At 51.5% G+C, this 11006-nt stretch carries 8 protein-coding genes; 1 reads left to right on the forward strand and 7 read right to left on the reverse strand.

Features of this window, described 5'->3' with window-relative positions; genetic code table 11:
- Positions 1 to 115: 115 nt before the first annotated feature.
- The 3 genes from mgrA to AC0YN0_RS16630 all read right to left on the reverse strand — a co-directional run bounded on the left by mgrA (position 116) and on the right by AC0YN0_RS16630 (position 4701).
- Entirely contained in the window at positions 116 to 1111 is a 996-nt protein-coding gene (gene mgrA / locus AC0YN0_RS16620; RefSeq protein WP_475822253.1) for an L-glyceraldehyde 3-phosphate reductase, read from the reverse strand.
- 101 nt (positions 1112 to 1212) lie between these two features.
- Positions 1213 to 2658 carry an HD-GYP domain-containing protein gene (locus tag AC0YN0_RS16625; RefSeq protein ID WP_475822254.1) on the reverse strand — a complete coding sequence of 482 codons (1446 nt, stop codon included), beginning with the start codon at positions 2656 to 2658 and terminating at the stop codon, positions 1213 to 1215.
- 144 nt (positions 2659 to 2802) lie between these two features.
- Positions 2803 to 4701: a putative bifunctional diguanylate cyclase/phosphodiesterase gene (locus AC0YN0_RS16630; RefSeq protein WP_475822255.1), complete on the reverse strand. Its 1899-nt coding sequence runs from the start codon at positions 4699 to 4701 to the stop codon at positions 2803 to 2805.
- Between the two features lie 295 nt (positions 4702 to 4996).
- On the opposite strand from AC0YN0_RS16630, the gene AC0YN0_RS16635 reads away from it, so the two are divergent.
- Positions 4997 to 6163 (forward strand): peptidylprolyl isomerase, encoded by a 1167-nt coding sequence (locus AC0YN0_RS16635; RefSeq protein ID WP_475822256.1) that lies wholly within the window; start codon positions 4997 to 4999, stop codon positions 6161 to 6163.
- Between the two features lie 79 nt (positions 6164 to 6242).
- Here AC0YN0_RS16635 and AC0YN0_RS16640 read toward each other — a convergent pair whose 3' ends face one another.
- The 4 genes from AC0YN0_RS16640 to AC0YN0_RS16655 all read right to left on the reverse strand — a co-directional run bounded on the left by AC0YN0_RS16640 (position 6243) and on the right by AC0YN0_RS16655 (position 10995).
- The gene (locus AC0YN0_RS16640; protein WP_475822257.1) at positions 6243 to 7277 is read right to left on the reverse strand and encodes a substrate-binding domain-containing protein; all 1035 of its coding nucleotides are present in this window, start codon (positions 7275 to 7277) and stop codon (positions 6243 to 6245) included.
- Between the two features lie 50 nt (positions 7278 to 7327).
- Complete coding sequence (locus tag AC0YN0_RS16645; protein ID WP_475822258.1) at positions 7328 to 8326, reverse strand: ABC transporter permease; 999 nt, start codon at positions 8324 to 8326, stop codon at positions 7328 to 7330.
- A gap of 28 nt (positions 8327 to 8354) precedes the next feature.
- Positions 8355 to 9863, reverse strand: coding sequence for a sugar ABC transporter ATP-binding protein (locus AC0YN0_RS16650; protein ID WP_475822259.1), 1509 nt, complete (start codon positions 9861 to 9863; stop codon positions 8355 to 8357).
- Positions 9864 to 10011: 148 nt separating this feature from the next.
- On the reverse strand, positions 10012 to 10995 hold the full coding sequence (locus AC0YN0_RS16655) for a substrate-binding domain-containing protein (RefSeq protein WP_475822260.1): 984 nt from the start codon (positions 10993 to 10995) through the stop codon (positions 10012 to 10014).
- Positions 10996 to 11006 lie beyond the last annotated feature (11 nt).

Here is an 11006-nt window from a genome sequence, read left to right on the forward strand (position 1 = left end):
GGATATTGAACTATATAAAGAGTTTTAGAAATGAAAGGATAACAACTTCTCCACAAAAAAACCGGGAAGCTGTCCAATTGATCAGACAGGCCTCCCGGCTTCATATGTTTTCTTTCTATTCGGCAGCTAATATGGATTCGATACGATCAAGCTCAGAATCGCTGAAATCCAGTCTATTAAGCGTTGCAACACAATCATCAATCTGCTCGGTACGGCTGGCGCCGATCAAGGCAGTCGTTACTCTTCCGCCTCTAAGCACCCATGCAAGCGACATTTGGGCCAACGTCTGACCGCGCTCTCCAGCAATCTCATTAAGCAGCTTAACCTTCTGCAGCTTGCTCTCCGTAATTTGATCGCTCTTCAGAAAGACGCTTGGACCAGCCGCGCGCGAATCTGAAGGAACACCGTTCAAATAACGATTCGTTAATACGCCGCCGGCAAGCGGCGAGAACACGATTGAGCCGATCCCTTCTTCATCAAGCACATCCTGCAGCCCGTTCTCGATCCAGCGATTAAACATGGAGTACGACGGCTGATGGATGAGGCAAGGCGTTCCGAGCTCTTTCAGTATGGCTGAAGCGCGGGCCGTCTGCTCAGCGCTGTAATTGGAGATGCCGACATACAGCGCTTTGCCTTGACGTACCGCATGATCGAGCGCGCCCATGGTTTCTTCGAGCGGCGTATTCGGGTCTGGACGGTGCGAATAGAAAATATCCACATAATCCAGCTTCATCCGCTTAAGACTTTGATCGAGACTCGACAGCATGTATTTGCGCGATCCCCAATCCCCGTATGGGCCTTCCCACATATGATAGCCTGCCTTCGTCGATATAATGAGCTCATCGCGATAAGCAGCCAGGTCATGCTTCAGAATTTGTCCGAAAGTCTCTTCCGCCGAGCCCGGCGGCGGTCCGTAGTTGTTCGCCAGGTCGAAGTGCGTAATGCCGAGGTCGAATGCGCGGCGAACCATCGCCCGTCCATTCTCGTAACGGTCGCCTCCGCCGAAGTTATGCCATAGGCCCAGCGATATTGCCGGGAGCCTCAGGCCGCTTCGCCCTACGCGGTTATATTTCATGCTTTCATATCGGTTACTTGCTGGAACATAAGTCATTTTCTGTATTCCTCCATCCGGCTGATTGGAATATTGATCCTACATGAATAGCATATCTCCCGCGTCCAAGCAGGTCAAATAGGTCTGCGGTATGTAATCTATTATTTCGCTAGCTTGCGATCAAGCTTCAGATGAGGCGTATTGCGAAGCGTTTCTTTGAAAAATTCAGGTTGCTCGGCAACGAGTCTAACCCATGCCTGCACGCATTTTGGATCAAAATGGATGCCGCTCTCCGCTTCAATTATTTTCATTGCCGCCTCATGGGTCATTGCCTTCCGGTAAGACCTGGAGGACGTTAACGCATCATATACGTCTGCAACAGCTGTCACGCGAGCTAACAGCGGTATGAGGTCGCCGGCCAATTGATCGGGATAGCCGCTGCCGTCCCACTTCTCATGATGAGACCGAATAATACCCAGCTCCTCGGGCATAAAGCCAAGACGCCTGCATAAGTCGTACCCTGTGACGGGATGCTGCTCGATAACGAGTCTTTCCTCAGGCGTCAGCTTACCCGGCTTATTCAAGATGCGATCGGATATGCGAAGCTTGCCCACATCATGAACGAGTCCGCCCTGTGCGATAGCTCGCAGCTCAATTCTTGACAGGCCAAGCTCTTCTGCAAGCTTGAGCGCGTAGAGCGCAACGCGATAGTTATGACCTGCTGTATAGGAGTCCTTCGCTTCTGTTGTCATAATCAACTCTTTGACGCTGGGCGACATGTGCGTATTGATCCAATCTCTCGGATTTGCCCGAAATAACAGCTTCACCGACGACGTAATAGACTTGGAGCTCATATATTGTTTAACAATACCGCCTACCATTACGATGACGGATGCGAGCAGCATGAAGTGATAGAGCCACCAGCTTGCCTTCCATGTTTCGCCGGTCACGATAATGAGCTGCGCAATGATCATCCAACCGGCGCTGTACACAATAGCAAGCTGTAAGGGAAAACGCGAGGATAAGTAAATTTGAAGATAGCGATACATGGTCCATAGATTCATACCCACAATAAATGCGCTGACAACCCATTTGATGGGATTCTCTTTCAAGTGGGCAGCGTGGAGCAGATCAGGGTAATTCCATATCGTAAAGCAGATTGCTGCCAGAACAACAACCCATACAGGAAGCAGCCAGCGCTGCCACTTCGCAAACCATTTTATAATGAATAAATCTGCTGACAAGGAGGAGAGCCATAGCCATATTACTGCGATTAAAACACTCAGTTGCGCGGCATTGCCGGCGATGGTGGAATGATGCATAAGAAAGCCGGGCGTAGACATGCCATGCAAGACGAATAGCGCGGCAAGCGAGACATAGGATAAGGAAAGGAAGCTTATCTTGATGTTTCTCTGCCTGATCGCGACGATGCCGACTGCAACCGCTAGGAGCAGCGCAAACAAGGATACGAGACTAACCATGTAAAAATGCTCATTCGGCGCCTGAAATAATTTGTCGAGCGCCGTTGACCTCAGCCATAAATAGCCAAGCCACGGTACAAGCATCGACAATAAGAGACCTGCGAATACCCCCGCATTTTTGCGCAAGCTGATACCTCCTACACTTCAATCGTCGTCTATTAAGTGGCAAGGCGCATTTCAATCCAAATCGATAGCTTTCAGCAAATTGCGAACATATTTTACCTAGATATGGTTATCATACCATCCCTGTCGTATTCGATAAACAAAAGATTACACAGCCTCTTGCTTCAAGCTGAACAGCCAGCGATCAAGCTCCTCGCGGGGCATCGGCTTCTTGAAATAGTAGCCCTGCATGACTGTGCATCCTGCCGCCCGTAAGAAGTCGAGCTGCTGCTCCGTTTCGACTCCTTCCGCCACCAGCTCCAAATTCAGTTGATTCGCGAGCGTAATGATTGTATTGACGATCGCCCGCTTAGACGGAGAGTCGCTCTCCTGCATATAATGCTTGTCAATCTTCAGCGTATGGAACGGAATCTGATCAATCGCCCCGAGGAACGAATAGCCCGAACCGAAGTTATCCATCGAGATCGTCACGCCCATCTCCTGAAGCGGGAGCAGCTGGCGTATAACATCGGGCGCATCCTTCATTACGATCGATTCTGTAATTTCCAGCTCAAGCATATCCGGCGCAAGTGCAGCACGCTGCAAGGCAGCCGTAATCATGTCCATTAAGTTCTTGCTCTCGAATACGTTGATTGACAGATTGACGGATACGCCCAGTTTATTGTCCGTTCGCGTATTCCACTCTTTACAATCGATGCAAGCCCGCTCCAGTACCCACCGCGTCATGCCGACAATAAGGCCCGTTTCCTCCGCAATCGGAATGAACTCATTCGGCGCAATGAGGCCATACTTCGGATGATTCCACCGCAGAAGCGCCTCAAAGCCAACCGGGCAATTGCGTTCCGAATTCCACTTCGGCTGGTAATGCAAGGCGAGCTGCTCGGAAGCAAGCGCGCTTCGAAGCCCCTTCTCGATCTCCATTCTGCGGATCAGCTTCTGTTCCAAGTCGATATTGAAGGAGCAGAATTGATTTTTGCCAAGACGCTTAGCCTGGTACATCGCCGTGTCGGCTGCCTTCAGCAGGGTCGAACGATCCTTGCCATGCTGCGGCGCGTAGCTGATACCGATACTGCCTGTGATGTACAGTTCGTTGCCATCCAGAACATATACTTTTCGTATTTCTTCTAATATAAGCAGGGCCATCGTTTCTATCGCCTCTTGCTTCATCTCATTAACCAACAGCAGAAACTCGTCGCCCCCAAGCCTGAACACATATCTGTCCTGTCCAAGAAACTTCTGCAGACGAGAAGCCACCTCTTGGATAAGCAGATCGCCTATGTCATGGCCAAGCGTATCATTTATGAGCTTGAACTGATCGAGATCGAGGAAGAGCACCGCGCTTTGAGATGAACCTCCGAGCTTTTGGTCAAAATGATGATTCATCGCATGCCGATTATGCAAACCCGTCAGCGGATCGCTGAATGCCATTCGCTCCAGCAGCGTCCGATCCAAGTAAAGCGCAATCCAGGTAACCATCATAATCATAAGCATCACAAGGGTAATCGAAATAAGCAATACGAGGTCGACTCCAACTTTCGAAACCCTCATTAACAGTTCATCGTCGCCGCACCAGAACTCAGCCGCGCTCATGCCCGTATAGTGCATCCCGCAAACCGCCAATCCCATTAATGCGGAAGCCCCCCACTTCGGCCAGCCCCGGTTCGTGTCTCGGCGAAACTTCGTGAAAATATATAGCGCAGCGTACGAAGCAACGACGGCAAACAAAGCCGCCGCCGCCCATATAAGCGGCTTATAGGTAATTGTAGTGGCCGGCGCGCGCATAGCGGACATACCGATGAAATGCATCGCAACAATGCCAGCCCCCATGATGAGGCTGCCAAGCGCTAGCCGCCGCTTCGTTGCTTGCCTTGTCATCGTCAAATAAAAAGCGGCAAATGAACCGATAATACTGGCAAAAACGGAAATACTAGTCTCGCGGACATCATAATGAACAGGAAGCTCTAAATGGAAGGCAAGCATGCCGACGAAATGCATCGCCCAAATGCCGCTGCCCATGACGAAAGAAGCCGCAACAAGCCAACCCAATCGGGATTTCCCTGAGGTACTCGTTATTTTAAAAGTGAGATTAAGCGCGGAATAAGCTACGAATAGCGCTATCAAAAATGACAATGTTACAATCCAGCCGTCATAATACCCTCGCAGTATGAACAATTGATCCCTCCGTAAAGCTGTTAATTCGACAACAGCATGTCTTACATACTATACAATTAATATGAAACGACAATTGTTGCAAGCAATATTTTTATTTTAGATTAAGGTATTTTGCTAAACGATTTGTTATAGTAGGTAAATGACAGGAAGATTGAAGGGAGTTTATCCAATGAATAACAATGAATCGCAGTCCAAAAAAGACGAAGAAAAAGTAACGGCTGCGAAGGAAGAGCAATTCACGCAAGAGAACGAACAGCAGGACGAGCTGTTCGAGCAAGCCGAAGGTCAAGAGGATATCGACCTGGAGAAAGAAGCGGAGGAAGCCTATGAGGCTGATGCAGAGCAACAAGCCGCGGCAACTGCAGAAGTTGTACCTCTGAACGCAGCGGGACAAGTATCGGATGCGCCAAAAGCTGGCGGCGGCAAAGGATGGATGATCGTATCGGCCATATTGGCTGTTGCGCTCGTCATTGTTCTGATCAAGCCTCCATTCGGAAGCAACGGCGGCGCTGTCGCAACCGTCAATGGACAAGATATCCCGCAGAGCAGGCTTTATGACGCGCTCGTAGAAGCAGGAGGTCCTACCACGCTCGACAACCTAATTACAGAAGAGCTTATTCAGCAAGAAGCGGACGCAGCCGGCGTAAGTGTGACGGACGCAGAAATCACGGCCGAAATCGAGAAAATCAAAGCCAACTTCGGCACGCCTGAGGAATTCCAATCCGTATTGTCGCAATACGGCATGACGGAAGAAAGCCTTGCCCGCGATACGAAGTTCCAATTGACGATTTCGAAGATTTTGGAGCCAAAAACAGACGTAACCGATGAAGAAGTATCGCAATACTTCGAAGCGAACAAAGATACGTTCACCGATACGCCGACAACGATTCGCGCATCGCATATCTTAGTAGCGACGCAAGAGGAAGCGGATGCGATCCTTGCCCAATTGAAAGGCGGAGCAGACTTCGCAACAATTGCAAAGGAGAAATCGACGGATACGGCATCGGCAGCTAACGGCGGCGACCTTGACTTCTTCAAGAAGGCTGACATGGACCCTGCCTTCGGCGAAGCAGCTTACGCACTGAAAGTCGGCGAGCTGAGCGGCGTTGTTCAATCGAGCTTCGGCTTCCATATTATTAAGAAAACCGACGAGAAAGTGGGTACTTACCCTACGCTCGACGAGAAGAAAGAAGAAATTCGCAAGACGCTTGTCGCTCAAGAAGCAAGCGGCCTGTCCCAAGCATGGATGACTGAAATTCGCGAGAAAGCGAAGATCTCGAATACAATGCCGACGCCGCCGCCTGCTCCAGCAGCAGACGCAGCCGCTCAACAATAAAGACAGCACGAAAGAAGCTGCAGAACCGCGCATCGGGCGCGTGTCTGCAGCTTCTTTGCTGTAGTTCTGATTATCTGGGTTACTCGTAAATAACGGCTCTTACTTCCTCGCTATCGATATTCGTCTTGTCGAACCAGACGAAACCGCTGTCGATCTTCGCCGCCACTGTCTCGCCTTTGGACGCTGCCACGGCTGCTTTGACCGTTTCATAGCCGATGCCGACCGGGTTCTGCGAAATGGCCCCAGCCATCAAACCGCTCTTGATCGCGTCGATTTGCGCTTTGCCGGAATCGTAGCCAATAACGGTAATTTTTCCTTCGGCCTTCATTTCCGTTACCGCATTGATGACACCGATTGCCGATCCCTCGTTAGCCCCGAAGAACCCTTTCAGATTCGGATGCGCCTGCATAATCGCCTTCGCAAGGTCGGTCGACTTCAGATGGTCGCCGCCGCCGTATTGAATGTCGACGATCTTGATGTTCGGATATTTCTCCTTGATTCGGTTCACGAAGCCGTCGCGGCGGTCGATGCCTGTGCGGCTCGTTTGGTCGTGAACGATAACAGCTATTTCTCCTTCTCCGCCAATCAGCTCAGACATCTTGTCAGCGGCCATGCCCGCTGCGGCAACGTTGTCCGTCGTGACGAGACTGGAAGGAATGTCGCTGTCCACGCCCGAGTCGAATGCGATGATCGGAATACCGGCATCCTTCGCTTTCTGCAGCAGCGGAATGGAAGCTTGGCTGTCGAGGGCAGCGAAACCGATTGCGCTCGGTTTCTTATCCAGCGCGACCTGCAGCATTTCCAGTTGCTTATCGACCTGCGACTCTGTTTCCGGTCCTTCGAACGTGATTTCTACGCCCAGTTCAGCGGCAGCCTTCTCCGCTCCGTTCTTCACCGCTTGCCAGAATTGATGCTGAAAGCCTTTGGATACGATCGGGATGTACATTTTCTCCGCTTGCGCATCCTTGCCGCCATTATCCGTCTCCGTCTTCGGTGCGGTCGTTGTCGCCGGCTCATTGCCGTTATTCCCGCTGTTGCCTCCATTGCCGTTCGAACCGCATGCGCTAATGACCATAACAATCGCGAGTACCAACATAAACAAACCCTTTTTCATTGTTCACTACCCCTTTGTTTGAATGAATGGTTATTGAATGGTTGTTGCCGTTAAGCTTTGCGCCGGCGCAAGTTATCCGCGTAGACAGCGAGCAGGATTACGAAGCCGACAACGACCGTCTGCCACTCCTGCGGTACGGACAGAATGCGAAGCCCATTGGTCAGGACGCTCATAATTAATGCTCCGATGACTGTACCGATGATCGTGCCCTTCCCGCCGCTAAGCGATGTGCCGCCGATGACAACCGCCGCGATTGCTTCCAGCTCGTAGCCCATGCCGAGCGACGGCTGCGCCGAATTGAGGCGCGAAGCCATCAGTATGCCGGCTATACCTGTGAACAGGCCGGTAATCGTATAGATGGCGATTTTCCAACTGCGCACATTGACACCCGAGAGGCGCGTCGCCTCTTCGTTGCTGCCGATTGCGAAGTTGTAGCGGCCGACAATCGTTCGGGAGAGCAGAAGACTTCCGATAATCGCGGCGAGGAAGAAAATAAGAACGGCATTCGGAATATCGAAGCCGGGAATGATGGCTCCCAGCAGTGAGCCCTGCGAAATCTTCATAAATACAGGCGTCTCCGTGAAGTACACCGGCTTCGTGCCCGAGATAACAAGCGCCAGCCCTTTGGCAATCATCATCATCGCCAGCGTGGCAATGAAAGGCGGTATGCCTAACCTCGCAATAACGAGCCCGGACATCATTCCGCATACGGCTCCGGTAAGCAATCCGCCGAGGATGCCGACCCACACCGGCAGCCCCCACATCGTAATGAATACCCCTGTCATGACCGAACAGAGCGTCATTACCGTACCTACCGACAGATCGATGCCGCCTGTAACGATAACGAACGTTGATCCAAGCGCGAGTACACCGATTACCGCAGTCGATAGCAGAATGCCGACCAGGTTAGAGAATACGAAGAAATTGCTCGACGCGATGGAGAAAAAAACAATTAATAGAATTAAGCTGCCGAATGCCAATAATTGCTGCAGTCCGGATTGAATGGCGAACTTTGGTTTGACACCGCCGGCCATTGTAGCATTTCTCATTGCAAGATATCCCCCTTCTGCCTGGCGCTTAGCTGACTCGATCTGTCGCATACGTCATAATCCTTTCTTGCGAGGCATGTTGATCATTCATAAGCTCTCCCGTAATTCTGCCTTCGCACATCACAACAATACGGTGACTCAGCCGCAGAATCTCAGGCAGCTCCGAGCTGATCATAATAATCGACTTGCCCTCCGCCGCTAGACCTTCCAGCAGCTTATAAATTTCGTTTTTGGCCCCAATATCGATTCCTCGTGTCGGCTCGTCAAAGATGAGAATATCGCAATCCCGCGTCAGCCATTTGCCGATAATAACCTTCTGCTGGTTGCCGCCGGACAGGAACTTCATCTTCTGTGCGATTCCCGGCGTCTTCACGCGCAAATCGTCGATGACTTGATCTGATATTCGAGCCATCCACCTGTCGCTCATGAAGCCGAGCGCATTCTTGAATCGGCCAAGCGCCGCAAGCGCTATGTTCGTCTTCACATCCATATCAAGCAGGCAGCCGTAGTGCTTCCGATCCTCGGACAAATAACCGATGCCGTGCTTTACCGCTTGATGCGGACCGGTTATGCGCACCTTGCGGCCGTGCACATAGATTTCGCCGGCATCGATCGGATCAGCGCCGAAGATCGCGCGGGCGGTCTCCGTTCGGCCTGCTCCGACCAGTCCCGCGACGCCCAGAATTTCTCCCTTAGCCAGCGAGAAACTGACATCATGAAGCACGTTCTTACGCGACAGTCCCCTAACCTCGAGCACTTTCTCAAGCTGCTCTGCGGCTTGCTTGTCTGGCCTCGCAGGTTGATAGATTTCCCTCCCGACCATCATCGCAATGATTCGGTCGATACTGACAGCGGCTGTATCGACGGTGTCGATATACGTGCCGTCACGCATGACCGTAATCCGGTCCGTAATCCGCTTCAGCTCCGCCATCCGATGGGAGATGTAGACGATGCCTACGCCCTTCTCCTTCAGCTGCGCAATCATGCGGAACAGCTCATCGATCTCGGAGTCGCTCAGCGCGGCCGTCGGTTCGTCCATTATAAGCACCTGAGAATCGTAAGAGATCGCTTTGATGATCTCCACCATCTGCTGCTTGGCTACCGTCAGCTTCGACACCGGCGTCGTCGGATCGATGTCCAGCTTCATCTGCTTCAGCAGCAAGGCGGTCTGCCTATTCATCTCCTTGTCATCGAGCCAAAAGCGAAGCTTCCCTCGCGGCTCCTTGCCGATAAAAATGTTCTGGGCTACCGTCAAATCTTGAGCCAGATTAAGCTCCTGATGAATCATTCCGATTCCCAGCTTCTGGGCAGCTCTCGTATCGGCGATTTGCACGTCCTGGCCATTGTAGACGATGCTCCCTTCATCCATCCGGTAGACGCCGGTCAGCACCTTCATCATCGTCGACTTGCCCGCGCCGTTCTCGCCGACAAGCGCGTGAACCTCGCCGGCACGAAGCTCGAATCGGCAGCCCTTCAAAGCATGAACGCCGGCGAAATGCTTCTCTATGCCTTCCATGCGAACAATCGTCTGCTCCATCCCTGCCCCCTCCTTATCGCTAATTGATTCCTGATGTGTCTCTATTTTTGCATATCTTCACCGTCCCCTTACATGTGATTTCTTCCTGTAAAAGTCGAATAATTTTGGGTGTTAAAAACAAAAAAACAGAACCCCAAAAAAGGTTCTGCTAGTTCGTAACGAAGGGAAACAGCAGCTTCTGATTTTCCTCCTCGTACATATTCTGTTTCGTAATAACCAAAGAGCCTGTATCGATAGACTTCGGCACCGATTTATTTCTAACCGCGTCAATGGCCGTCTTCATGCTCAAATATCCCATTTGAAAAGGCCGCTGGATAACCGTCGCCTTCATAACGCCTTCGTCCAGCAGCATAATTTCGTTAACCGAGCTGTCGAAGCCGACCAATGTAACCTTGTCCTTCCCTCCAATTTCCTGGATAGCCCTGCCCGCACCAACCGTCGTCGGCTCGTTCAACCCAATGATGCCGACGACATCCTGCTGCGACTGCAAGATTTCCTTGGCCATGAGGTAAGCGTTCTGCTCCGATCCCTCCACATAATACGTAGGAAGCAATTCAATATTCGAATTGTTCCCTAGAATCGAACGGACACCCTTCTCCCTATCGATGTGCGAGGCGGCATTTTTGACATAGCTGATGATAGCGACCTTGGCTTGCCCGTTAATCTGGCTTTGCATCATCTCGCCTGCCTTCTGGCCGGCATTCACGTTGTCCGTCGCAACGCTGCTATGGGCCGCATCGGAATTAATTCCCGAATCGACAATGATGAGCTTGATTCCTTTGCTCCTGACCTTCTCGGCTATAGGGACTAGACGGTCAAAATCATTGGCGGCAAGCACGATCGCATCCGGCTTTTCCCCAATCGCCTGCTCGACGAGCGCAATCTGCTCATCGACATCTGTTTCCGTTTTGGAACCGGTCACCTTCACATTCGCTTCGAATTCCTGGGCTGCCTCCTGAACCCCGTCGATCAGCACCTCCCAGAACTCAATCGAAGCGTCCGTCGACTTAATAATGACCGTAATATCGACCGGATCCCTGCTCGACAATCCTTGCCCCCAGTAAGCCACACCAGCTGCGGCTATCAGCAGCAGCAAAATAATGGCCAATGTTCGTTTATACTTCCAGATCATCTTATGCTGCC

The sequence above is a fragment of the Paenibacillus sp. J22P218 genome (assembly GCF_056269195.1).

Bases quoted from the DNA above. Each gene is read 5' to 3' on its own strand.
- mgrA (WP_475822253.1), bottom strand. From the start codon at position 1,111: ATGACTTATGTTCCAGCAAGTAACCGATATGAAAGCATGAAATATAAC.
- AC0YN0_RS16635 (WP_475822256.1), top strand. From the start codon at position 4,997: ATGAATAACAATGAATCGCAGTCCAAAAAAGACGAAGAAAAAGTAACG.
- AC0YN0_RS16640 (WP_475822257.1), bottom strand. From the start codon at position 7,277: ATGAAAAAGGGTTTGTTTATGTTGGTACTCGCGATTGTTATGGTCATT.
- AC0YN0_RS16645 (WP_475822258.1), bottom strand. From the start codon at position 8,326: ATGAGAAATGCTACAATGGCCGGCGGTGTCAAACCAAAGTTCGCCATT.
- AC0YN0_RS16650 (WP_475822259.1), bottom strand. From the start codon at position 9,863: ATGGAGCAGACGATTGTTCGCATGGAAGGCATAGAGAAGCATTTCGCC.
- AC0YN0_RS16655 (WP_475822260.1), bottom strand. From the start codon at position 10,995: ATGATCTGGAAGTATAAACGAACATTGGCCATTATTTTGCTGCTGCTG.